The organism is Aureispira sp. CCB-QB1, from assembly GCF_000724545.1.
Lineage (GTDB): Bacteria > Bacteroidota > Bacteroidia > Chitinophagales > Saprospiraceae > Aureispira.
The window spans coordinates 38,233-64,256 of record NZ_JHBV01000020.1; the positions used below are offsets into that span (position 1 = coordinate 38,233).

Annotated in this window: 19 protein-coding genes and 2 tRNA genes; 9 read left to right on the forward strand and 12 right to left on the reverse strand. The window is 35.2% G+C overall.

The genetic code is table 11. From position 1 onward, the window contains the following. Positions 1-161: 161 nt before the first annotated feature. Positions 162-1,106 (reverse strand): UDP-glucuronic acid decarboxylase family protein, encoded by a 945-nt coding sequence (locus CG11_RS08985; RefSeq protein ID WP_052595298.1) that lies wholly within the window; start codon positions 1,104-1,106, stop codon positions 162-164. A 56-nt stretch (positions 1,107-1,162) separates the two neighbouring features. Beyond that, on the reverse strand, positions 1,163-2,494 hold the full coding sequence (locus CG11_RS08990; RefSeq protein ID WP_052595300.1) for a UDP-glucose/GDP-mannose dehydrogenase family protein: 1,332 nt from the start codon (positions 2,492-2,494) through the stop codon (positions 1,163-1,165). Positions 2,495-2,939: 445 nt separating this feature from the next. Between CG11_RS08990 and CG11_RS08995 the strand changes: the two genes are divergently transcribed. From CG11_RS08995 to CG11_RS09005, 3 genes are all read left to right on the forward strand, one after another. Then, the gene (locus CG11_RS08995) at positions 2,940-3,644 is read left to right on the forward strand and encodes a hypothetical protein (RefSeq protein ID WP_156039710.1); all 705 of its coding nucleotides are present in this window, start codon (positions 2,940-2,942) and stop codon (positions 3,642-3,644) included. 159 nt (positions 3,645-3,803) lie between these two features. After that, a complete protein-coding gene (gene msrA / locus CG11_RS09000; RefSeq protein ID WP_052595304.1) occupies positions 3,804-4,337 on the forward strand; it encodes a peptide-methionine (S)-S-oxide reductase MsrA in 534 nt (177 codons plus the stop codon). Between the two features lie 186 nt (positions 4,338-4,523). Continuing rightward, a complete protein-coding gene (locus tag CG11_RS09005; protein ID WP_052595476.1) occupies positions 4,524-5,954 on the forward strand; it encodes a pyridoxal-dependent decarboxylase in 1,431 nt (476 codons plus the stop codon). A gap of 26 nt (positions 5,955-5,980) precedes the next feature. On the opposite strand, the gene CG11_RS09010 is transcribed toward CG11_RS09005, so the two are convergent. From CG11_RS09010 to CG11_RS09025, 4 genes are all read right to left on the reverse strand, one after another. After that, positions 5,981-8,353 (reverse strand): hypothetical protein, encoded by a 2,373-nt coding sequence (locus CG11_RS09010; RefSeq protein WP_052595306.1) that lies wholly within the window; start codon positions 8,351-8,353, stop codon positions 5,981-5,983. A gap of 35 nt (positions 8,354-8,388) precedes the next feature. Further along, positions 8,389-8,979: a gamma-glutamylcyclotransferase family protein gene (locus tag CG11_RS09015; protein ID WP_052595309.1), complete on the reverse strand. Its 591-nt coding sequence runs from the start codon at positions 8,977-8,979 to the stop codon at positions 8,389-8,391. 197 nt (positions 8,980-9,176) lie between these two features. Continuing rightward, positions 9,177-11,993, reverse strand: coding sequence for a CHAT domain-containing protein (locus tag CG11_RS09020; RefSeq protein ID WP_052595311.1), 2,817 nt, complete (start codon positions 11,991-11,993; stop codon positions 9,177-9,179). Between the two features lie 309 nt (positions 11,994-12,302). After that, positions 12,303-12,857, reverse strand: coding sequence for a 3'-5' exonuclease (locus CG11_RS09025; RefSeq protein ID WP_052595313.1), 555 nt, complete (start codon positions 12,855-12,857; stop codon positions 12,303-12,305). 428 nt (positions 12,858-13,285) lie between these two features. On the opposite strand from CG11_RS09025, the gene CG11_RS09030 reads away from it, so the two are divergent. Continuing rightward, on the forward strand, positions 13,286-14,284 hold the full coding sequence (locus tag CG11_RS09030; RefSeq protein ID WP_052595315.1) for an isoaspartyl peptidase/L-asparaginase family protein: 999 nt from the start codon (positions 13,286-13,288) through the stop codon (positions 14,282-14,284). A 73-nt stretch (positions 14,285-14,357) separates the two neighbouring features. Here CG11_RS09030 and CG11_RS09035 read toward each other — a convergent pair whose 3' ends face one another. The 3 genes from CG11_RS09035 to gap form a co-directional block, all read right to left on the reverse strand. Next, positions 14,358-17,318: a pitrilysin family protein gene (locus tag CG11_RS09035; protein WP_052595317.1), complete on the reverse strand. Its 2,961-nt coding sequence runs from the start codon at positions 17,316-17,318 to the stop codon at positions 14,358-14,360. A gap of 416 nt (positions 17,319-17,734) precedes the next feature. After that, a complete protein-coding gene (locus CG11_RS09040) occupies positions 17,735-18,787 on the reverse strand; it encodes a leucine-rich repeat domain-containing protein (RefSeq protein ID WP_052595319.1) in 1,053 nt (350 codons plus the stop codon). Between the two features lie 601 nt (positions 18,788-19,388). Next, entirely contained in the window at positions 19,389-20,378 is a 990-nt protein-coding gene (gene gap, locus CG11_RS09045) for a type I glyceraldehyde-3-phosphate dehydrogenase (RefSeq protein WP_052595321.1), read from the reverse strand. A 198-nt stretch (positions 20,379-20,576) separates the two neighbouring features. Here gap and CG11_RS09050 point away from each other — a divergent pair. The 4 genes from CG11_RS09050 to CG11_RS09065 all read left to right on the forward strand — a co-directional run bounded on the left by CG11_RS09050 (position 20,577) and on the right by CG11_RS09065 (position 22,646). Then, positions 20,577-20,651, forward strand: a tRNA-Glu gene (locus tag CG11_RS09050). 36 nt (positions 20,652-20,687) lie between these two features. Continuing rightward, positions 20,688-20,759: transfer RNA gene (locus tag CG11_RS09055), tRNA-Glu, on the forward strand. A gap of 88 nt (positions 20,760-20,847) precedes the next feature. Next, the gene (locus CG11_RS09060; protein ID WP_052595322.1) at positions 20,848-21,933 is read left to right on the forward strand and encodes a sensor histidine kinase; all 1,086 of its coding nucleotides are present in this window, start codon (positions 20,848-20,850) and stop codon (positions 21,931-21,933) included. After that, a complete protein-coding gene (locus CG11_RS09065; protein WP_052595324.1) occupies positions 21,930-22,646 on the forward strand; it encodes a LytTR family DNA-binding domain-containing protein in 717 nt (238 codons plus the stop codon). Before CG11_RS09060 ends, CG11_RS09065 begins: the two co-directional genes overlap by 4 nt. A 77-nt stretch (positions 22,647-22,723) precedes the next feature. On the opposite strand, the gene CG11_RS09070 is transcribed toward CG11_RS09065, so the two are convergent. Both CG11_RS09070 and CG11_RS09075 read right to left on the reverse strand, forming a co-directional pair. Further along, positions 22,724-23,074 carry a phasin family protein gene (locus tag CG11_RS09070; protein ID WP_052595326.1) on the reverse strand — a complete coding sequence of 117 codons (351 nt, stop codon included), beginning with the start codon at positions 23,072-23,074 and terminating at the stop codon, positions 22,724-22,726. A 198-nt stretch (positions 23,075-23,272) separates the two neighbouring features. Further along, complete coding sequence (locus tag CG11_RS09075; protein WP_052595328.1) at positions 23,273-23,605, reverse strand: hypothetical protein; 333 nt, start codon at positions 23,603-23,605, stop codon at positions 23,273-23,275. Between the two features lie 538 nt (positions 23,606-24,143). Here CG11_RS09075 and CG11_RS09080 point away from each other — a divergent pair. Continuing rightward, positions 24,144-25,190: an OmpA family protein gene (locus CG11_RS09080; protein WP_052595330.1), complete on the forward strand. Its 1,047-nt coding sequence runs from the start codon at positions 24,144-24,146 to the stop codon at positions 25,188-25,190. Between the two features lie 106 nt (positions 25,191-25,296). On the opposite strand, the gene CG11_RS09085 is transcribed toward CG11_RS09080, so the two are convergent. Then, positions 25,297-26,016 (reverse strand): histidine phosphatase family protein, encoded by a 720-nt coding sequence (locus CG11_RS09085; RefSeq protein ID WP_052595333.1) that lies wholly within the window; start codon positions 26,014-26,016, stop codon positions 25,297-25,299. Positions 26,017-26,024 lie beyond the last annotated feature (8 nt).

Below are 26,024 nucleotides of genomic sequence, written 5' to 3' on the forward strand. Positions count from 1 at the left end.
TATACTATCTATTCTCATTGTCAAACAATGAGTTTTTTACATTTTTATAATTGAAATTCTTAAGCAATCGTTCAAAAAATAATAAATACCATGACGTAGCAGCGCAGCTAACTAAAAGCAAAGCGCTCACGAAGTAAACTGTATTTCTTTTGCGCACTTGCTTAAGCTGTAGTTACAGGAACAACTTTCTTAAAATATTCATATGTTTTGCGAATCCCTTCTGCACGCTCGACCTTAGGTTCCCAATCCAATACTTCTTTGGCTTTGGTAATATCTGGGCGACGGCGTTTGGGGTCATTAACAGGCAATGGATGATAGGACAAACTTCCATTTCCGACCAACTCCAATACCTCTTCTGCAAATTCTCCAATCGTAATTTCGTCGGGATTTCCAATATTGATTGGCATAGAACAATCGCTTAACAACAGGCGATAGATTCCCTCTACCAAGTCGTCCACATAACAGAAAGAACGCGTTTGAGAACCATCTCCAAAAATGGTTAACTCTTTGCCTTGAATTGCTTGTGAGAAGAAGGCGGGTAATACTCGACCATCATCTACTCGCATACGAGGACCATAGGTATTAAAAATACGAACGATGCGTGTTTCTAAACCATGGTAGGTGTTATAAGCCATTGTAATCGCTTCTTGAAAACGCTTCGCTTCATCATATACCCCTCTTGGACCAATTGGATTGACATTTCCCCAATAATCTTCGGTTTGAGGATGCACCAATGGATCACCATAGACCTCTGATGTAGAAGCAACTAAAATTCGGGCATTTTTTGCCTTTGCCAACCCTAACAAATTGTGCGTTCCTAAAGAGCCAACTTTCAAGGTTTGAATAGGAATACGCAAATAATCTATTGGGCTAGCAGGTGAGGCAAAATGAAGGATATAATCCAAATCGCCAGGGACATGCACAAATGTACTTACATCGTGATGGTAAAACTCAAATTGCTTCAATTTGAACAAGTGTGCAATATTGTCCATGTTTCCTGTAATCAAATTATCCATTCCAATTACATGGCAACCTTCGGCAATAAATCGGTCACACAAATGAGAGCCCAAAAAACCAGCAGCTCCTGTTATCAATACTCGTTTCATAATTATATTTGCTTGTTCTTATTTATCTTCTTTTTTGCTTTTGGGGAACCAATGGATTACCCCTGTTTCACTGGGACATTCACATCCGAACGCCCAATACTCATATAAGTCAAGCCAGAATCTGCTGCAATATCCAACGCATATAAGTTACGTCCATCAAAAATAATATTGTCTGATAATTGCTGTTTTAATTCACCAAAATCAGGCGTTCTAAACTCGTTCCATTCGGTCATAATTGCCAAGCAATCGGCTCCTTTTGTTGCATCATATTTTGAGTTAACAAACGTTATCTTGTCCCCATAGATTGCCTTCACATTTTCCATCGCCTCAGGGTCAAATGCTTGAACCGTTGCTCCTGCTGCCAACAACTGGTCAATTGCTTCCAATGCGGGTGCTTCTCGAATATCATCTGTATTGGGTTTAAAAGCCAATCCCCACATAGCTACAACTTTGCCCGATAGATTTCCATCGTAATACTCATTCATTTTTTCTACCAAGCGTAATTTTTGCTTTTTATTGACGTCCATAACAGATTTTAGAATCTGAAAATCATAGCCATAGTCGTCTGCTGTTTTAGCTAGTGCTTTTACATCTTTTGGAAAACAACTTCCTCCATAACCAATCCCTGCAAACAAGAAGCGCTTTCCAATGCGCCCATCGGCGCCCATTCCTCTCCTTACATTGTCAACATCAGCACCGACCAACTCGCATAAGTTAGCAATCTCATTCATAAATGAAATACGAGTTGCCAAATAAGAATTAGCGGCATATTTAGTTACCTCCGCAGAACGCTCGTCCATAAAGAAGATAGGATTTCCTTGACGCACAAATGGCAAATACAAACGTTCCATAGTCTGACGAGCTGCCGCTGAAGATGTTCCAATAACAACTCTATCTGGTTTCAAAAAGTCGTCTACAGCAACGCCTTCTCTTAAAAACTCTGGATTAGAGACAACATCAAACAAACTCTTGTCCAATTTCTCAGCTAAAATAGCAGCTACTTTTTCTGCTGTCCCTACTGGTACCGTACTCTTATCGACAATGACAGTATATTTGGTAATAATCGTACTCAACTCTTTTGCGACACCTAATACATAAGATAAATCTGCCGAACCATCTGCCCCTGGAGGCGTTGGCAAAGCTAAGAAAACAATTTCTGCCCCTTTTACAGCCGCTGCTAAATCTGTCGTAAACGACAAACGACCATTGTTCGTATTGCGTTCAAACAAAACTGACAAGCCTGGTTCAAAAATAGGAATAACACCTGATTTCATCTTGGCTACTTTTGCCTCATCTATATCTACACAAACAACATGATTCCCCGTTTCTGCAAAACAGGTTCCCGTAACTAATCCCACGTATCCTGTTCCTATAATAGCTATATTCATTCTTTTTTTTTTTATTAGATTTACGCAAAGTAAGAATTTTGCATCCTGTTTTTTACCCGATTTGGACACTTGGGCAAAGATACATTTTTAATGTTTAGAATAAAAAAATACCGTCTATAGAATTGAAGCTCTTCTAGTAAGTGTCTCTTCTCACATAAACAGCTACTTAACACTAAAAAGAACTTTGAATTACAAAGTAAAATATTTTATTGCATAAACGCAAACCTCAAAAGATTTATTGTTTGTTAAAATTAATTTGACAGCGCCAAATAACTATCTTAGATGTTTATAATACAATGGTTCTTTAAAATCATGTTGTAAAACGCTACTAATAAGTATTGTAATAATTTCACCTACTAAATTTATTTTTTGCAAAGCGAAATCCATTAATTTCTAATAATGATCGTTATTACTTGCAAATTATGACCAAACACACTATTTGCTTATGTCTATGTGGGAAATTGAAGCACTCATCGAAGAAGCAGTGCGCTTGATTGACAAATCTCAAAAAGAAAAGAAATACAAACGTTCTATCATTTGGAATTTATACGAAATTCAAGGGCAATTTGATTGTAGTTTCACCAACTTTAGGGTTATCCAACTTTTGCTTAAAAATGGCTATACCAAAACTATACAAATCGAAGAACATCCTAGTTTTTCAAAACATACTGCCTATTTTGATGCTTTAAAAACAAAAGAGTTTGAATTCATTCACGTCAATGTCGATAAGGTTTGGAGTAGTGACAATCCTGTAGCTGCTTATTGGGATCAGAAAAGCAAGTCCATTTACTATGATTTTGGTTCGCCACTTTGGGATCAATTAGAAGAAGACAGCCCTCAAGAGTTCGACTTATATGATTTGAGTCTTGAAATTATTCTAGAGGCTCATGAACAAAAAGATAAAAACAGGGTTTACGATTGGACAGCTTTTTTAATTAACTATGGTTTAAATTTTTTTAAGCCAAACCATTCAATTGATTTTCTAAAAGAAACGTACTTTAGAGCTATCAAAGCTATTTTTCAGCAATACGATTTTTCTAGTTATAAGGCTATGCATCCTTCTCTAGAAATTATGGAAGCTCCTTTGGAATGGCTGGGGGAAGAAGAAAATGATTTTTTACAATGGTTTAATTCACAAACAATAGTTTAATCAATAGTTCGTTGAAAAACTTTATTAGTTTGATAATCAACAAGTTGCACCTTTGCTGTGTTTTGTGTTAAAATTTTGATTATCAAGCTAATATAAATGTACTTTTTTATCTTTTTGATAAAAAGAAAAAAATCAACGAACTACTATTTAATATAAACAATGGAAAATTTAGAGTTAGCAACATTTGGCGCAGGTTGTTTTTGGTGTACAGAAGCAATGTTTCAGGATTTAAAAGGAGTACACAAAGCCGTCTCTGGGTACTCAGGTGGACATGTAAAAAACCCTACTTACAAAGCTGTTTGTACGGGTGCAACGGGACATGCAGAAGTCATTCAAATACACTTTGATCCAAGTGTTATTAGTTATGAAACACTTCTTGAAGCACTTTGGTATGCTCACGACCCTACACAACTTAATCGGCAAGGAAACGATATTGGTACACAATACCGTTCTGCCATTTATTATCATAATGAAGCTCAAAAAGAAGCGGCGATAGCTTCCAAAAATGCTGCTGCGCCTAGGTTTAGTCAACCTATTGTAACAGAAATCACAGCCTTCGACACCTTCTACCCTGCTGAAGATTATCATACAGATTATTTTAACCTACATGGCGAAAATCCTTACTGTAGTGCTGTTGTTGGTCCTAAAGTAAAAAAATTTCGAGCAAAATTTGCGGATCAATTAAAAGCTTAAATCATTATCACAATAATCAATAGTTCGCTGCTACTGCGTGGTACTTCATGAGTGCTGCGTAGTTGATAATTAATAAGTTATAGTTTTATTGCGTTTTGCATTAAAAATTTGATTTCTATTGCAGCGAATTACTTGGTTATAACAAACAATCACCATTTAACAAACAACGTACACCTCAATAATGTTATGTTAGAAAAGATAAAAGCATTAGAAAAGATAGCTTTACAACTAGAGCCTACTCCACCTGAACGCAAGGCCGTACGCAATGCTGTTATTGATTATTCCGAACGCTTTTTGAACCAATTGGAGACATCCAAAGCTTATCAAATTAGCAAAGATAAAGGTCGAGCGATCCTAGATAGTCCTATTCAAGAAGGAGGGCTTGAGATAGAACATATTTTGAATTTAATTGAGCAGCAAGTCGATCGACCTGGTCTAAATCCTGCCTCTGGTGGTCACTTAGCTTATATTCCTGGTGGCGGAATTTATCCCTCTTCACTAGGCGATTTTTTAGCAGACATTAGCAATCGTTACGCTGGCGTATTTTATGCAAGTCCTGGTGCTGTTCGGATGGAAAATTTGCTCTTGCGTTGGATGTGTGATCTTTTTGGTCTACCTCCAGAAGCAGGTGGTAATTTAACTTCTGGTGGTTCTATTGCTAATCTAACTGCAATTGTTGCTGCTAGAGATTTTAAACAGCTTAAATCCAAAGATTTTGAAAAGGTTGTCATTTACTCAACCGCCCAAGTACACCACTGTACGTTAAAAGCAATTAAAATTAGTGGTTTGTATGAATCCATCCAACGTACAATCCCTATGGACGCCCATTTTAGAATGGATGCGAATGCGTTGAAAGAAGCCATTATTCAAGACAAAAAAGCAGGCTTAATACCATTTATGGTCATGGCATCGGCAGGGACAACAGATACTGGCGCTATCGACCCTTTAGAAACCATTGCTGATATTTGCCAAACAGAAAACTTATGGTTTCATGTAGATGGCGCTTATGGGGGATTTTTCATTCTTTCAGATGAAGTCAAAGACAAATTTAAAGGGATTGAACGAGCGGACTCCATCGTTGTTGATCCTCACAAAGGATTATTTTTGCCTTATGGAAGCGGTGCTTTATTGGTTCGAAATGTAAAATGGCTCTACCAGTCACAACATATGCAAGCCAACTATTTACAAGATGCCTTTGATGACATTGAAGAGGTCTCTCCTGCTGATTTATCGCCAGAACTCACCAAACCATTCCGAGGATTGCGCTTGTGGCTACCGTTAAAATTATTTGGCTTAGCTCCTTTTCGAGCGGCTTTGAGCGAAAAGATTTGGCTCTGTCGATATTTTTATGAAGCGATACAACAAATAGATGGCTTTGAAGTTGGCTCCTATCCTGATTTATCGGTCATGACTTATCGATATGTTCCGACAAAAGGCGATGCCAATGTTTATAATTTGGAATTGACCAATCGAATAAAAGAAGAAGGTTCCGTTTTTGTATCTTCTACTACTATCAACGGATTGGTTTACTTAAGGTTAGCGGTACTCTCTTTTAGAACACACCTCCATACTATTAACCGTTTGTTGGAACTATTAGAAAGATTGACAAAGGTATAATAAGATTCCGCACAATTGGTCAATTATTACAAATGCCATGCTAAAGCTTCATCAATTGTTGTTCCCTTAAATTCTTTTAACATAGCTAATAATTCTCCTACGACAACTCGGCAGTCATAGGTCTCCGATCGTCCAGCTTCTTTTTCTTTTTGGAGCCAATCTTGTACTTGCTGCAATGCCGAAGAACAAGCATATTGTTCCTCTTGCTGCCATTTCGCTAATTCAAAAATAGCAATAAAGTACTCGGTTAACAATTGCCCTCTTTTTTTGACAGATCCTGTTCTTACTTGAATTTTCAATCCATCTTGAGCATGTTTAGCCGCAACTTCAAAATAGACCTTCCGTGCGGCTTGATTGCTCAAGGAAAAAGCTAGTTCTAAACAAGTTTGTGCTAAATTGTGTTGCGCAATGGGCAATTGATCGGCATCACCAATAGCTGTTTTGATTGTAACTCCCTCTTCTCCATAATAAGCCCCCTCTTTGAGCTTTTTCATTTGCCGCAAAGCAATCCCCTTATTTACCAACAAGTTACTCAAACCCGATTGGCTGATACCAGGGATTTGCAAGGCTTTATCATAATTTAAAATAGCGCCATCTGGATTTCCTTCCCACTCTTCATAATTGGCTAATATATTGTGCAAACGAATTGTCTGATCGTTGTTTCGGATGGTATCAAATTTACTATATAATAAAGCTTTGGCTTCTTCTATAACGTTTCGACCTTCTGCTCTCCGTGCCTCCAAGCGACCGCTAACGATTGCCCAAGCAATATTCAACTTTAAATCAATCAAAGAATGGTCTTCTAAGCGAATTTTCTTCTCTTGCCAATCTTTCCGAATACTCAACATATTCAACACAGCCGTTTCAAAATTCCCTTGACGTTCTTGAATACGCGCTTTGCCCACTTTGCCTCTAAATGGAAAAATTCGTTCGATATAATCCAAAGCCAAATACGCATTATCATACATAGCAGCACGCTCAAATATCGTTGCCAAATTTAACAACAAATCTACCCCAATAATCCGATAGACATCTTCATTCATATCCTTTGACTCCTTATCACTTCCAATAACCAAGTCCCAATACTGTTTCAGAATTTTATATTGTTCTGAAGTATAGATCACCTGAACAAAGAAACGTATTGCTGTCAATCTATCTTCGTTGTAAATACTTTCTTTTTCTTGAATGCTACTCAACCTCAAAGCGGCAACAGGATCGTCTAAAGATACTTGCAAATCTTCTATTTCTCTCTGTAAATACGAGGTCATAAATTTCATATCCTCCTCCATTTCTTCCCTTTCTAGTTCAATAATGGACGGAGCCAACGTCCATACATCGCTAGTATAACGCAACGAAGGAGCCAAAATACCATAATCGTTGATACAACGACTAGCAAATAAATCTAGAGAAATCAATTTGCTCAAATCTTCTTCCGAAAACAAGCGTTCTTTGAATCGATTGACTAAAGTTTTGACCAAAGGCAAGGAAACAACATTGGTTAAAACACCATCGTTCAAGTTTCCTTCTAAGTTGCGCCAATGAGCTGGCAAATTGGCCGTCGATGCAAAGGCATAAACCGCCAATAAGCTTTTTTCCCACGTTTCCAAATAATCATAAGCAATTGGATGGATCGTTTCTTTTATTTTTTCCAAAGGGATTTCGTCCCATTCTAAGATAGTATCTACTCGTTTTTGAAAATAATTCTCCACCAAACGCTGCTCATCAATTCGAATATGCAAAACTACCGCTAACTGTGCATCCAACAAAGCAGGAATAAGACTCTTTCCAACCCAGTCGTGCTCCTCGTTCGCTAAGTCTGGATTCCAAATTTCTACGGTAGAGACATACTCTTTTTCTCTTAAGAATGTCAATAACAACCCAAATCGTTTTCGTAAAACCTCTCGATTAGAAAAGCGTTCGTTTAGTGCCTGAATGAATCCTTCTTGCTCTCCTGTAAACAAAACAGGAAAAAAGTAGATGATAAGAATAGCAACAACAGCATAGACTACTGCCGACTCGTTCATGGGCAACCCAAATACTGTTGGATCATTGCCCCCTAAAAACACCCAATTGATCACCAAATCTCCCCATACAGTAATAAACCCAATAAAGGCTACTGTCAAAGCAATTGGAATCAAAAGCAATAGTGAAGGTATTCGTTTTTTTAGCTGCAACACAACATAATAAAACCAGTTGCGCTGCCGAATTAATTCAAACAGAGCATCTTGGACATCTAAAAACTTATCGTCGGGATAAAGATGTATCGAAACTTTTTGAGACTCCTCTTCCAATTCAAAACCAGTTGCATTAGTTTTTTTAACAGGAGCTTGCCACAAGCGACCACCATCTATCCGAACATTTAAATCGCGGTTGTATACAGAGAAATCCTTTTCCTTCATGATTGCAAGATTAAATCAAAACATTCAATAGTTGATTACTTTTGATATTGTGTCCGCACGGTATCCAAATCCTCTAACGCTTCTAGATGTTCTTTATAATAATCGATCATCAATGTTTTTCCATCAGCCAAATAAGTAGTCGCATCGTACATTTTTCCAAATGCCTCACTTATTCTATAAGCTCCCACACGAGCATAGACAATATCTCTCCACAAAGGCAATAATTTATCAGTATCGCGTATTAGCCAACGAGCATCCAACGGCGATTCATACACATGGCACATTCCCAAAGCTTCGCCCGTTTCAAAATCATAATGAGGCACAACAGAGCGTTTGTAGTAACGTTCTCTAGCATCTAAGTTTTCTAAATCGCTGGCATTGGCTTCAAAACTCAATCCATTAAATTCAAAACCTTCTGCTGGCTCTATATTCGCCGCTCCTATTTCGGTGTAATTATCTCTCAAACGGTTGTCTGCTTCATAATGGTCTGGCAAAAGGTTGAATAGTCGGCGATAGTTTTTAACAATAATTGGTGTAAACTTCCTTTCTCCACTAACAGTATCTCCTAAAGATTCTTGCAACAATAAGGTTCCAAAACCTACAATAATTACTTTATTATTTTCCATTTTTATTGATTTAGAGGTAATTCTATCTTTAATAGCTTTTTATTATTTTTCATTCAATACTTTGCATTTTTTTAGTACTCTGTTAATACCACGAAATAGCAACGCAGCTAACTAAAAGCAAAGCGTTCACGCAGTAGCACAACGAAATTGTATTAATTATAACAACACAATTCAAACATACCGTACTGATAATCGAGCTAATATCGCTTTTTTACAAAAAATTGAATCTTAAATATAATCAGAACAAATAATAAGACGAATAAAATTCCAAGAATCATTTTTATAACTTTCCAATTGCTTGTCTTTTTAGGTTGGACAAAAATAGGACTGCTGTTTCCTAATTGAACAAAGGGAGCCCAATATGCTGGGTGGCTTGCTTCACCAGTTACCTTCGCTAGATATTCTTTTTTGGCACTTTGCAAAGCCCTAGCTTTGTTCTCTCCTCTTGACAGATATTTGTAAAATAATTCCATTAACACAGCTGTTGATAAATCATTTATTCGCCAAAGAGAAACTACTAAAGATGGTGTTCCAGCATACATAAACGAACGGGCTAAACTCATCATGCCTTCTCCTTGTTCTAATTTCCCTACGCCCGTTTCACAAGCAGAAAGTACGACTAAGTTCGTCTGCAAATCGAGCTGAGATATCTCATAGGCTTGTAAAAAGTCATCTTCCAAAGTATCCTGAGTTTCTGCAAAAGCAAGAGCAGACAAAAGCGGTTTTTCTTTATCCATAATACTATGCATCGCCAAATGAACAACAGCAAAGTTATTCTGTATATCTTTTTTAAAATTAGATTCACTAGCTTTCCCCTTAACTCTAAATGTTCCTTCAAATTTATTTTTCAGCATTTCTACTTCGAGTAATGCTTCAGGTATGTCTGTCAATTGGGTTCTTATATCTAATAGGTATTTAGATCTTGTTTTATCTGCCAAATTAGAATCACCCGCATCCGCATAAGAAGCAGCATATGCCAAGACATTGTTGTTATGAAGCTGGTTGGATGCTTTCTTATTCTCGTCTAGCAATGTCACAGAATAACTATAATTTAATTGATAGTCTTGCAAAAGGTAAGGCAATTTTTCGTAAGATGTTATGGTATTTGTATCTGGCAATTCAGTTAAAAATGTTTCGAAAGGAAGCACTCCTAAAATACCATCTGGAACAATTGTCAAATGATCAATGTGAGCATCCTGATCATCTAAAACAGGTTTTAGTAAGTTTTGATAAAACCAGTATCCTGTATGCGCAAAAAGTCGCACCGTCTCTTGATTGTTTGTATTTTCTTCTTCCGTATCAATGAGCATTTTTCTGAAACGGTCTACTTTAGTTTTTATCTCCTTTTTATCAACATCGAGCTGATAAACCTTAATACTTTTAGTTCTAATCAGAAAAATATAGGTCTTTTTAGGAGCCACCAAATATTCAATTAGTGCTTGGTTGTCCTGAAGTAATCCTTGTGTTTGTTTCAGTGTTAACGTATTCAACAAAAATTCCTTTTCATAATATTTAGGATAGGTAAGTTTGATTTCATTTCTAAACTGAACGACCTCTTTATTCATTTGACTAAGCACACCTCTCAAACTATCTTTATCAAGCAATTCAGCACTTGATTCGCCTAAGCTTTTTTTTATTTCAATTATTTTTTTTTGTAGTTTTTTTTCTTTTTGTAACAATGTAATAGGAATTTTTCCAAACTTGTTGTTTCCTTCAGATTTCAATGCCTCTGCCAACAACATGGATTTATTTTCTTCTGCTAATAAAAATGCATTCCACAAACATTCTTCGCAATCCAATTCCAATGCTGCTGCGATTCCTTTAGGTGCATGCAAAGCATTTTTTCGTACCAAAGCTAACTTATCCTCTTCAAAAGCAAAGGTATATCGATGCTTGTTATTAATAGTATTCCATGCCAAATATGTTTTATACAAACATTTTAACCAATTCCTATCGTTTGTTTCTTCATAAAGCTTAATTAACAAATGTTCCAACAACTCCAAATTCCTACTTAAAATATTCAATGACAAAACATCTGTCTTAGGCAATTTATCTAGTAACATCTCCAAACTACTAGTATCCACAGAATAATTACTATTAATAGCAAAACACGCTTTAGCATAACCTAGACCTCCTAAGTAATCCTCTTTGTAATACTCCATGATACCTAAATTAACCATTGCGAACATTGTATGCTCGTTTCTAACCCCTAATTTCTCCTTTAACAAATCAAAGGCTTCTTTCAAAAAAGGCTTGGCTTTTTGAGTAGCATCATTTTTAGAATACAATCGCCCTATTTCAATCAACAACCTACTGCGCAGTAAATAATTATTTTTAGAATATTTATTATTAACACTAAGAGCCTCTAGTAGGTATTCTTCTGCTTTTTTAATTTCTCCTTGCGATTCGTATACAAGTGCTAAATTACTTAGTTCGAGACAGTAGTCTTTATCTTTTACCCCCAGACTATTTTTAGTGATCGCTAAAGATTCTAACATATATTCTTTGGCTTTTTCTGAATTTCCCTTATTCAGGTTAATTGCTGCCAAGTTATTTAATACGCTTCCATAATTTTTTCCTTTGTTATCATATTTTTTTAAAATATTTCTAGCCTCAAAAAACTGCACTTCAGCTTCATTAAAACGCCCTAATTCATAATATATTCCTCCTAAAAAAAGCAGTCCCCGAACATAACCTAAATAATGAGTTGACTTATCTTGTTCACTGAAGAGCTCCAATAATTGATACGAATAATTTTCTGCTATTTCATAATTTGATAATTTTCTTTCTGCATCAATTAAAAAACAGGTGGCACTTCTTCTATATAATGTATCATTTGCATTTTTTGCCTGCAACAAAAACTCGTTGGCATAATTCTTTAGCTGTAAAAACTGTCCTTTTCGACTCAACGTCACACAAATAGAATCAAATTCAGATAAAGTATATTTCTTTATCCACTGCCCATTAATATTCATTGCAGTAAGAAAAAACAAACTCAAGCAAATATAACGCATAAAGTAATTTTAAATAATAAATAGTAGGAATCAATTGGTGTAACAAAATAGCATACTCCATTTTTTGTCATCCCTAAATACATTCTACCTTTTGAGACTTAAAAACTGAAAAATTACTATTCCCCTCCTATACAATACAACTCGATAATTAATAATGTTTTATAGGCAAAAATAAAATCCTACTGATACAATAATTGTTTATATAATATTATTATTACTTTATTATACTACGATAATTGGTTGAAACGACTCCCTCATAGCCCTAACAAACGATTGCCTATAGGTACGTCCATAAACTAGTAGCCAACATTACTGTCTCCAATATTCAAAATTATTAATAAAAATTTTGGCAATGTTTCTAGCATCATCAATTCCTCTATGATGTGTCCCTTCTAAAGGAATCTGCTCTCTCCTCAATGCTCCTTTCATGCCGATAGGTCGCGGCAAATTGTGAATATCTGCATATTGGTGTTTTAAACTAATGTGGGGGGTTAACCAGTTTGTATTCAATCCATGCAACTCGCAATCTTTCTTAAACTGAGTACGATCATAAAATCCCCAAGAGCATAAGAGGTAAGTCTCTCCAAAAGATTCTACCCAGTCTAAAAAATCATACAATACTTCAGGAAAAAGAGGAGCAGCATCAACATCATGCTGTTCTATTGTCGTTAATTCTGTACAGAACTCTGATAAGGTAGGATTCAATTTTGGTTTAACAAAACTACAATATTCTCCTAATTCGTTCTTATTTTCATCAATACAAACAGCTCCAATTTCTATAATTTCATTGGTAGATTTTCCTTTTTCTCGCCAACAAGTAGCTTCCAAATCCAATATAATATAATTCTTTCTTCTATTTTTCATTGAGTTGTTTTTTAAATTTTAAAATCAACTATAAGAGTTAGCTATGCTGCCACTTCGTGGTCGTTGATTATGCTATGCTTTCAACAAAGCACTAAAATAGGTATAATGCTGAATTTTTTAATAACCTAATTAAAAAACAAAATAGTTCCAAATCAACAAATATAAATCCATCGAATAAGGCAATCTATTAAATTTTTCTTACCTTGAAATATTACTGCAAAACGCCTTCAAAGAAAGCATTTTGAAAGATTTAAGTAAGTGGGCAGAAAAAATATAGCTAAAAATAGGTTTATTTTTAGTGCTAATCGAAGAGGAACAGTGCAGTGCTACTTCATGGTAGCGGGCTAAAAGAAGGTTGTTTTTTATATAGTTTTTTCTGAACGATTATTTAGTATAAAAACAGTTAGACATCAGACAAGCATCCAATCATGATACGACGTAATTTTTTAAAACTTTTAGGTATTACAGGTAGCAGTAGTCTTTTGGGACTATCTTGTACAAGCCAACCTTCTGCTTCCAATGCTACATCCGAAAAAACCGTTTCAGAAACACCAACTCATCCTATTATTATTTCAACATGGTCTCACGGTATGGAAGCCAATGCTGCTGCTTGGAATGTCCTTGAAAATAATGGAACTGCTTTGGATGCCGTAGAAAAAGGGGTTATGGTTACCGAATCAGATCCTAGCAATACTTCTGTTGGAATTGGAGGTAGCCCCGACCGAGATGGTCACGTAACTTTGGATGCCTGTATCATGGATCATGAAGGAAACTGTGGCGCTGTGGCTTGCATCGAAGAAATAGAGAACCCTATTGCTGTTGCTCGTTTGGTTATGGAAAAGACACCTCATGTCTTATTAGTTGGAAAAGGAGCCCAAGATTTTGCCGTTCAAGAAGGCTTTCAACGAAAAAACTTATTGACAGAGCAATCTAAAAATGCATGGCTTGAATGGAAAAAAACGTCCAATTATACAACTCCTGTAAATATTGAAAATCACGATACCATTAGTATGCTTGCTATTGATAAAGATGGAAATATGTCTGGTGCTTGCACAACAAGTGGCATGGCTTACAAAATGCACGGTCGTGTAGGGGATTCTCCTATTATTGGTGCCTCTCTATACGTTGACAACGAAGTTGGAGGAGCTTGTGCTACTGGAGTTGGCGAAATGGTTATTCGAGTTGTGGGGAGTTTTTTAGTTGTAGAATTGATGCGCCAAGGGTATTCTCCCCAAAAGGCTTGCGAAATGGCCGTTGAAAGAATTATGTCCAAACATAGTTCTACAGAAGGACAACAAGTCGGATTCTTGGCACTCAACAAAAAAGGAGAAACAGGAGGCTTTTCTATTTATAATGGTTTTAACTACGCCTTGCGAACCAACGATAAAAATGAACTAGTTGACACCAAATTTATCAAAAAGTGGTAGTTTTTTAATAACAATGGAACATTTAGCAAACCCAAATGTTCCATTGTCTTCTTTATTTCGAAGCACTCTAAGACTAATATCCAAAAAGGTCTTTTAGTGTCACCTCTTCAAATGCCCCTAAGGATTTTAAATAATTCATATCCAACTTATCCTTATCTCCCAATACCAAAATGGTAAACTTACGATCTTTAATTTTAGACGCATGATAAGCCTTTAAAGCCTCCACTGCGGCTGTTTTGCTCTTCGCCAGTTCTTGGTACATTTGATATTCTTCTACTCTAATATCTTTATCCAAACCTAAACGAGCATTGGATCGACGATCCCAAAAAATATCAGCCCCTGTAATCCGCTCAGTTTCCATTTTTTTAAGAATTGCTTCTACGGCATTTAATACTTGTTCTTCTGCCACAGGCATTTCTTGAATAATTCCAGTCATTGCAGGAATTGCCTCTTTCATTTTGTCTGCTTGTGTTCCGACAAAAGCCATTAAATAATGTGCTTTATCTTTTCGATCTGGAGAAGCACTATAAGCATACGCAGAATAAGCCAAAGCTCTAGATTCTCGAATTTCTTGAAAAACAATAGAAGACAAACCTGCTCCAAAGTATTCATTATATAACCGAGCTATTGTATTTTCTTCCAAATCAAACGTTGGTGTTCCTTTAGAAACCATCAAAATTTCTACCTGCGGCATTGCTTTATAATCGACAAAGACAACCTTATTGCTATTGGTTTCTAATTGCACAAATGTACGTTCAGGAACGAGAGGTTCCAATTTTTCGGGCACTTGATGGTATTTTTCCAATACAGTTGCTACTTCAGATTGGCTTTTTGAACCATAATAGAAGATTTTATGCTCTAATTTGGTTAATTTATTGATTACTTTCATTAAATCCTTGGGAGTCAAAACATCCAACCGTCTTTCGTCCAAACGACCTTTTAATGGCGATTGATCTCCATAATAAGCATAACTTAACATTGCTCGTTGCAAAATTTGACGCTTATCTTTTTTCTCGTCTTCACGATTCTTTTTTACATCTCCAACTAATTTTTTTAGCACGTCTTCATCGGGTTTCGCATTCGCCAATATATGCTCAAACAACTCTACGCCTTTCTCGAAAGAGCGATCTAGCCCTACTAAACTAATATAAGAAACATCCGACTGAGCACGTACACTAAATGACAATCCCAACTTAAAAAATTCTTGTTGTAGCTCTTGGGGAGAATATCGATCGGTCCCTAAAAACTTCAAATAACGCAAAGCAATCGGTAACTCTCGTACATTATGACTGCCCATTTCGATAATATATGCTAATTCGAACGTTTGATTGTTCCTGTTTTTAATATAATCTAGCTCTATTCCTCCTTTCAAGGTCTGGCTAGATATGCTTTTATTATAATCTAAGAACATAGGCTCTTGACGAGGCGACTCTATTTCCTCAAATCCTTTTCTAAAAGCAGACATAACCTCTCGGTTCAATTTCACAGGTGTAATCACAGGTTTTTCAACTTTTGTCACATTTTTATCTTCTCCCTCTCTTTTGTATACCACTACATAATTATCCATACGTAGTTTTGCATTTGCAAAATCAATGATATCCTGTTTGGTGAATGCTCTCATTTTTTGATACTTTTCGCAAGCCTCTTTCCAAGGCATATCAAAAATAAAAGCATCCAACATACTAAATGCCCGTCCAGAATTAGATTCTAACTTGCGAATTTCTTGTACTTCCAGATTATTAATAACAGCCTCTAGCATCCAATCTTCAAAATCACCCAACTTCAAACGCTCTAGCTCTTTCATCATTAAATCTTTCACAGATTCTAAGGCTTGATTCACCCTTGGCTCGCCATATAGGTAAAAGAACGAATGATCATTAGCAGACCAAGCGCCCGCAGCACTGCGTTGCCCAATAGCTTGCTTTTGGATCAGGTTCATATCCAATAATCCTGCTTTTCGATTGTATAAAATACCTGCTGCCAATTGAGCTTTCAATGCCTCATCAGAACCAGCACCATCCAGCAACCAACCTATTTGGAAATTAGCTTTTTCTTTGCCATAAATATCTATTGAATTCACTTTTGTTAGAGGTGCAGATTCAGGTGCTTTCCATTTAGGAACTTTCTTAGATTTTAATTTTCCCCAATACTTATCAATCAGTTTTGCCATCTGATTGGGGTCAAAATCTCCTGAAAGGATGATCGACATATTATTGGGTACATAATAAGTATTAAAATAATCGTGGATTTTTTGCATAGAAGGCGTTTTTAAATGCTCCCCTGTTCCTATTGTCGTTTGAGTACCATAAGGATGATTAGGCAATAAGCCTTTCAAAAAAGCAGCAAAAACTTTCCGACTATCTTTCCCCTGTGCTATGTTATACTCTTCGTAAACAGCTTCTAACTCGGTATGAAACAAGCGCAAAACCAATTCGCTAAAACGCTCAGATTCTAGTTTCAACCATTTTTCCACTTCATTCGATGGAATATCATTAATATAAACGGTTCGATCCAAAGAAGTGAATGCATTGGTTCCTTCTGCCCCTAACGAAGAAGCCATTTGATCGTACTCATTCGCTGCAACATATTGAGCTGCCAACCCCGAAAGAGAATCTATTTGATGATAAATAGCACTACGTTCTTCTGGCTTAGCTGCTCGGTGTTGCTCATACAAGTCAGAAATTTGTTGCAACAATACTTTTTCTTTTTCCCAATCCAACGAAGCAATTTTGCTTGTTCCTTTGAATAACATATGTTCTAAATAGTGCGCCAAGCCTGTAGCATCCGAAGGGTCATTTTTAGAACCTGCACGGGTAGCAATCATAGTTTGAATTCTTGGTGCATCTTTGTTGACACTCATATAAACCTTTAAACCATTGGCTAAGGTGTATATTTTCACCCCCATTGGGTCATCTTCTACCGTTTCAAAAGCGTATGTTCCGTCCGAATTTAGTTTTGTTTGCATATTTCTGTTACAGGATATTCCGACACACAAACATAACCATGTCAGCCATCCTATTTTTTTAAAATTCATAATTTTGTTTTTATAAGGTTGTGATATAGCAATACATCCCCCAAATATAAACAAAGACTCCTTATCATTTAGTCCTATCCATCTTTAAAATATTGATCTATGCTATTCACTTTTGCAATTCAACTCTTTTTTGGAATTCCTACAAAAAAGTGGACAAAAAGTTAAGCTGCTTTTTTGTAGGAATTCCAATATTTAATAACTAGAACAAAAGATAAATTATGAAAAAGTATTCACATTACACTGGTGTAGATGTATCTAAATTAAGCTTAAATTTATTAGCTACTTAATTCATCTAATTAAATTATTATATCAGCTTGCAAAACCTACGATTTTGCACCTTTTCGCATACGACGAGAACTTAGCTTTACCCCAGAAACCTAACATGGTTGTATTGATGCATTATTATCTCTAGTTTTTTACACATAGATTTTGCATTCTAGATAGTTAGAAATTATCTGTTTCTTTGTAGATTCATGAAGCAAATTTCCTTTAATAGAAAGTTCTTTTAGCTCTTTGATCTTATAAAAACTTTCAGGTACATCGCTTATATAATTCCTCCACAGATAGAGCTTTTGAAGAATCCTCAATTTTGTAAAGTTGAGGTTGATTTCTTCTAATTTATTCTTCCTTAAATTCAATTCTTCTAAGCACATAAGTTCTTCAAAAGATTTAGGTAGTATTTTAAGCAGATTATTTTCAAGATTTAATGTTTGTAAATTAATCAATTTGCCAATACTCTTGGGTAGACAAATTATCATATTGTCTTGAGCCAAGATGGAATTAATAGACTTACAATTACATATAGAGTTTGGGATTTGAGAGAGATTATTGTTTTGTAGCTCAATGTTTTTTAGAGAAGTAGGGAAGCAAGTATCTTTAATTTTAGAAATTTTGTTAAAACTCAAGTCAAGGATTTCAAGTTTTTTTGCTTCTTTAAAATCGAAATCTATTTCAGTTAGTTGATTTTGATTTAAATACAGGTATCGTAGGTCTTTTAATTTTTCAAAGTTTTTAGGCAAGTATTTTATCTTATTTTTACTTAAATCTAAAGAGTAAAGATTAGTTAAGTTATCACAAAAATTAGAAGGTAATTCCCCTATATTGTTCTGAGCTAGATTTAAGTCATACAAATTTGGAAAGCTCAACAATGAATTTGGAACTTTATCTAAATTGTTCCCACTCAAATCTATGGAATTGACATTTTTTAAGTGTTCAATGTTTCGAGGAACTTTGAATAAACCTTGATGGCTTAAGTCGATATAATCTATCTCGAAGAGTTTGGTTAATTTTTCAAATTTAGTTTTTCCTTCAATCTCACATAATGTAATCAGTTCGAGCCAAGGAAGGATAATTTTTTCCCGTCGAATATTTAGACTATTCGCAATAGTAAAAGCAAGTTCAATATTCTGATTGGAACCTGTTTTTATAAGATTTTGGATATGATTATAATATCTTGTTTGCTCTTTCATTAGTAAAAATTTACTCACGATGAACAATAATGGTAGATTTTAAGTTCCAGATATTGTAAATTAGACACAATATAAGTGTATAATACTATGTAGAAAAAGCAAAATATGCAAAAGTTGTGTTACATAAGAGCTAAATTATAGATTTTGCATAGTGAAATATGAGCCCCCCTTCTTAGATCCTCATAGTGATCCAGATATTTTATTAGTAGCCGTTTTTCAATACCTGATTTGAGATATTGAGGTGTACCCCATTTGTAGGATCAATTTAAACCGATTTTAAATTTTTTAGCTATTTTTCTTCGCAAAAATTTGGGGAGGTTTTGGAAGGGGAATATCGGTATTAAAACAGATAAAAATAGTTTTTCATGAATTAGTAAATTACAATATGTAAAAAACTAATCGGTATATTGAAAGAAATCTTGAATGGTCTCTACCCTTAAAAACAAAATCCCCCATTCCATTTATTTCTACGAAACACATAACAGCTTCTAAACTATAAAAAATCACATCAGTTTGATTGCCCGTCAAGATATAGACTAACAACCTAACTCCTAAGACAATAACAATCAAACTGATGCAGAGATATAAAAGAACGATTTATCTAAATCATGGTAGCCAACTCTGCCAGACGAGCAGAATATCCAGCCTCATTGTCATACCAAGCAGTCACTTTTAGCATACCATTATGAATGGTTGTTAAAGGAGCATCAAAAATACTAGACGAAGGATTAGAGATAATGTCTGTTGATACCAAAGGTTTTTCAGAATACTCCAATATTCCTTTCAACCCCCCTTCAGCAGCAGCTTGGAAAGTGGCGTTTACGGTCGCTTCGTCTACAGATTTGTCCAAAGCACACACTAATTCTACCAAAGACCCTGTAGACACAGGCACTCGAATACTAGAGGCACTTATTTTTCCTTTTACAGAAGGCATTACCAAAGCCAAAGCATTGGCGGCACCAGTTGTAGTAGGAATCATATTCAGAGCAGCTGCTCTTGCTCTACGCAAATCAGAGTGAGGAGCATCTTGCAATTTTTGATTGGCAGTATAAGCATGAATCGTACTCATAAAACCATATTGAATGCCCCAATTTTCATCTATAACTTTTACCAAAGGAGCCAAACAGTTTGTTGTGCAAGAAGCATTCGAGACAATTAAATCCTCTCCTTTTAGCAGAGCATCATTGACCCCTTTCACAATTGTTGGTATGCCATCGCTTTTAGCAGGTGCTGACAAGAGCACCTTTTTTGCTCCCGCCTTAATGTGCAACATCGCTTGTTCTTTTTTTCTAAAGAAACCCGTGCATTCCAAAACAACATCTACCTCTAGCTCTTTCCAAGGCAACTCTTCTGGATTTCGTTTAGAAAATGTTGGAATTTTTTTGCCATTTACAATCAATGTATCTCCATCTACGGCTACTGTCCCATTAAAACGACGGTGCGATGAATCATACTCGAATAAATGAGCCAAAGTAGCGGTATCTGTTAAGTCATTTATTCCTACAATTTCTACGTCATCTCTAACAATTAAATTCCTTAAAGTTAGTCGCCCGATACGACCAAACCCATTTATTGCAATTTTTTTTGCCATTTTTTTATGTTTTATTTTTAAATTTTTTCTTGAATAAAAAACCTTGATTTTGAACCTTTTTTAAGTATTCTGGGTTAATAACAACAATTGATACAGGATAGTTTTCTTAGAAAGATAGAATTTTTTTTCGACAATTCTTTTGCAAATAAAAAAAACTCGCTTATATTTGCACAGCAATGTTGAACAAGTCAACACAACGGTCCATTCGTCTATCGGCTAGGACGCCAGGTTTTCATCCTGGTAAGAGGGGTTCGATTCCCCTATGGACTACCATTTTTACAAGATTTTTCAGGCTTTAAAGTTTGATATGGTCCATTCGTCTATCGGCTAGGACGCCAGGTTTTCATCCTGGTAAGAGGGGTTCGATTCCCCTATGGACTACTAAAGGAATGCTCTACATATAGGGTATTCCTTTTTTTATTTTTATTTTGTATCTTTCTTTATATTTTGCTCTACTCAACATTGTTTCATGAACAAAAAAAACAATACCAAAGTAATTCTCGCCCACGTTACCTTTTGGTTGCTTTTCATGGCAAGTCCTTTGACCTTTAATACAATGTTGTTTGGTTTCCCTATTGCCATTGTCAGAACATTGATTCCCATCAGTGTTATTATCATGATAGCTTATGGCAACAACTTATTTGTGATTAGACAACTCTTTCGGCGCAAAGGATTTGCTTGGTACTACCCTTTTATAGCTTATGCTATCATTACTCCTTTTGCCTTTTTTTTTATTGAATATGCTTTTGAATTTGTCAATATCATAACCAATGTAGAGGTATCCTTATTATTTGAACTAAAACAAAATGGAGAAGTAATTAATACCGATAGAAGTGATGCTAGCTTTCCTAGCTCTGTTGTTGGTTTGATTACTATTTTAGTCCTATTTATAAGCTCTCTCTACGGTTTGGCGCTTGAATTTATACAAAGAGATCGGCAAGAGATAAAATTAAAGGCTACTAACTTAAAAAATGAGTTAAAGCTCCTAAGGCGCCAAATTAACCCACACTTTTTGTTCAATGCTATGAACAATCTATACGCCATCGTCCAACTAAAACCCGATAAAGCAGGAGAGTTTGTACTAAAGTTGTCAGATATGTTGCGATACGTCACTTACGATTGTCAAAATGATAAAGTTTCGATTAGCAAAGAAATTAACTATCTAAACAACTATATTTACTTCCAAAAATGGAGAGATCAGAACTTTCAGGACATTCAACTAAACATTGACCCTTCGCTTCATGAACTGCAAATTGAACCCATGCTTTTAATTCCCTTTATTGAAAATGCCTTTAAACACAGTTACGACCATGATAACAACAACAAACGTTGGATAAAAATAAATCTCCAGAATCAAAAAAATAAATTACTTTTTGAGGTAAGTAATAACCTTTCCAAATCCAATACACAAGAAAATGTTCCTGACGAATATATGGGAATCGGAATAGAAAATGTTCAAAAGCGATTAGATTTATTATACAAAAACAAACATCAATTACAAATTGATAGAAATCCAACTAGCTTTCAAATTAAATTAATGATTGAATTGATATGACTATAAAATGCTTAATTGTAGACGATGAGCAACTTGCTAGAGAAATGTTACAAGCCTATATTTCCAAAGTGCCTGAATTAGAACTAGTAGCACTTTGTAAATCTGCCCATGAAGCGCAAGAAGTCTTAGAACGACAACATATTGACCTGATATTTTTAGATATTCAGATGCCCCAACAATCAGGAATTGATTTTTTAAGGCATTTGGGAGAAAACAAACCCAGCGTCATTTTTACAACAGCCTACCCCAACTATGCTGTACAAGGGTTTGAATTAGCTGCCGTCGATTATCTACTAAAACCAATTGCTTTTGATCGATTTGCACAAGCTATTCAAAAAATTGTAACAACACTTGACCTCAGTCACAAAGCAAACCTATTTGAGCAACAACAGGAACGACAAGAGCAGTTTATTATGGTGCATTCAGAACACAAGCACCACAAAATTTTCTTAAAAGATATTATTTATATCGAATCTCTCAAAGAGTATGTTCGTTATCATACCACTCAAGGCAAAATTATCGAATTAAACTCTATGAAGCGACTGGAAGCTGACCTTCCCGATCATCAGTTTATTCGCATTCATCGTTCTTATATTGTTGCTTTACCACAAATTCAAAGCTACCAAAACGGCAACATCATTTTAAAACTCCCACTAGAATTGCCAATTGGAAAAACTTACAAAAAAACCATTTTAGAAAAGCTTTTTAAATAACAAAAAAGGTCTGCTCTCCAGCAGACCTTCTATAAAAACTTACCCAAAAAAACTACTTAAATCATGTGCCAAAGCACTTATTTTTTTTCAGCCTCTTTCCGCTCTAATCTTTGACGTTCAACTTCTTTGGCCAAAAGCCCAACTTTGACTTCCAAAGATTTGATACGCTTTTCCATTTTTGAAAAAGAATCACTTTGAGGTAAGTTTAACTTATCAAAGGCTGAATCTACTATTTTTTTAAATCTATTCTCGAATTGAGGGCGTTGAGTTTCTGCATTTTTCACAACATCATCCACGACCTTTTTCCCCTCTTCTTCAGAGATTTTTCCTTTTTCTACCAATTCATCAATAGAATTTTGTAGTCGCTCTGTTGTAGCAGCAACAATGCCAACTCCTGTATACAGGACCTTCTTGATTAGATTTTCCATTTTAGTATAACTTGTATTATTAGTAGTAATAATTCGTTAATTGCTACACCACTACTATCACTCTGTGTTTTTAACGAACTATTGTATTATAGTAATCCATGTTTTATCTAATTCATTGCAACAGATTTACCTATACAATGAATTAGATAAATATCTCATAGATTGAGAGACCATAAACGTTGATGATAAACGTATTGATTAGTCTTCTTTGCGAAGTGCTTCTAAACTTTCTTCTACCAATTTGCTCAATTTGGCTTCCAAAGCAGCAATACGCTCTTCCAATTCCTCTTGTTCTTCTGATTTAGAAGTTTTAAAACCAGAGAAGGCAGATGCAATTACTTCTTTAGCTTTTGTTTCGAATGTCTCAATATATTTAAACATTGATTTTCTATCTCTAGATTCTTCTTCTTCGTAGTCATAATCATCACCACCATTAAAACCTACAACTTCCTCTTTTACTACTTTAGCAATGTTCTTGCTCAATGCGAAAACATCTTTTACCGTTTCTGTTACAATATCTGTAATTGCCATTTTAATTTACTTTTTAATTGATAGTTTAATTATTGTTCAAAATAGGGATGACAAAAAAAAGTGCTTTTTTATCATCCCAAACGATTGATTGTTGATGATTCTATTGGTATTGAATCTTAGTGATGCAACAAATGTACTACAATTTTTTTGGAATTTACAACCCGATTTTATAGTTTTCGATAAAAAATAATATTACAAACTTTTATTAAAAATAAAATAAAATAAACTTTATTAAGTTACTTTTTTAATAAAAAAAAAGCTACTCATTAAATTAACAATAAAATCAAGTGTATTAAATTATTTTATTTTAAACTATCTTTTTTCGAATAGTTCATTTTTCCTGTCATTTTGAATATGCCAAGTTGTCGAGAGGTAATTTTGTCATATTTTTTAAACTAAAAAAAGAGAGATAGTTTAGCTACTTTTTGCTTTTTTGGGAAAAAAAGCATTTTCTACACATTTTATTGTAACCTATTTAAAGTTTTGACTTATGAAAAGACAGTAATTCAAATTAAATACTCTTGTTACAAATATTAGCATGAAGCCTCTATTTTTCTGTCTACTTTGCCATCTTATTTATGATACAACTATTGCTCAGAATACGAATCTAGTTCCCAATCCCAGCTTCGAACAATTAAAAACCCTAGCTCCTTCCAAATTTTCAGCCAATGTCATTGACTTTGATTCCACTATTCAAGACTGGCAATCAGCAAGCTTAGCTACCCCTGATATATTGACATCTCATCTTAATGACCTTAGTCGTTCTTATAAAATCCCTATCGCTAGAACTGGCAAAAATAGCGTGGGCATTATCAACAACATGGGAGTATGGACAGAATACATACAAGTTCGGTTAAAACAACCTTTAGAGAAAGGAAAAACATACTATGCTGAATTTTGGTACATGGCTTTAATTGGGAAAAACCATCCTATGCCTCAGAAAAACCCTCGTTTTGGTTGCTGGTTCCACGACGGGGTCATACAACAAACACAACGTTATATTGATGAACAGCCCCAAGTTGCTCCGCCTCAAAAAAAGGCTTGTCGACCTCATAGTTGGCAAAAATTAGCTGGTACTTTTGTTGCTACTGAAGCACATACACACCTATGCATTGGACAGTTTCACACCGAGTACAAAAGTGCCATGGATGGTTGCATTGCCATTGACGATGTAATTGTTTGTGAAGCAAAAGATTTGCCGATAGAACCACCAACACCCCTCCCTATCAAGATGGAAGTGGGGACTACGATTGTTTTAGATAATATTATTTTTAAAAGTGGTACAGCTATCTTAGAACAAGAATCTTTCCCAAATCTTGACCTTTTGCTTCAAAACCTCTTAGAACATCCTAATATCTGCATTGCTATTCATGGGCATACTGACAATGTAGGAAGCCAAGAAGCTAATTTGGAATTATCAACCAACCGAGCGCAAACAATCTACCATTACCTTATTCAAGAAGGTATCGACAAGAAACGTTTGAAATTCGCAGGTTTTGGAGAAACAAAACCAGTCGCAAGCAATGAAAATGAGAGTGGTCGAAAGAAAAATCGTCGAGTAGAATTTTTAATTCAAGATCTTTGACAATAGTTAGCTACGCTACTACTACTTTGAGTAATTGCCCCAAAAAGTAAAAAAGCAGCGGAGTATTATTAATACTAAATCCACCTCTTATCACTAAACAACCTTACTACTTTTTTTTCCCTATCCAATCACTTGGATTATAGGCAATATAATTGAAGATTTTCTGTACTAGTCTTCCTTCTGGATGTTTTCCTGTTTCTAACTCAAACTGTTCAATAGCACAATTAGGAGGCTTGGGCAATGCCAATATCTCTGCTTCATTTAAATGCTCAAAAAGCGATTTAAACAAAATATAGGGAACTTGGTGGGTGATGATTAAGACATTTTGCCCCGCATAATCTCTACTTAATTTAGACAAAAAACTATAAATACGATCACATACATCAGGGTAATTTTCTCCTCGTGGCAATCGATAATAAAACTTGCCATCTCGTTCTCTATCTTCATACTCATCAGGATATTTAGCTTTAATTTCTTTGGTTGTAAAACCATGCAGCCTGCCAAACTCTTTCTCTCGCAATCGAAAATCATTGTAAACTAATAACTTATAGTCCAATTCTTTTTGGATGGCTTCAATAGTTTGAAGTGTTCTACAATAAGGTGATACAAAGCAAATGTCAAATGGCGAAATAGTATTCAGGTATTTTCCCGTCTCTGTTGCTTGCCAAAATCCTTTTTTTGTCAATTGAATATCAGCATCTCTTATTTTCTTTTGTTTGGCTAAAACACCTTCTAAATCGTGCTGAAAGAGATCCAAAGCTACGTTCTGCTCTGATTCTCCATGTCGAATAACGGTCAATCGGTTGGGCCACTTTAATTCTACCATTCTCTTAT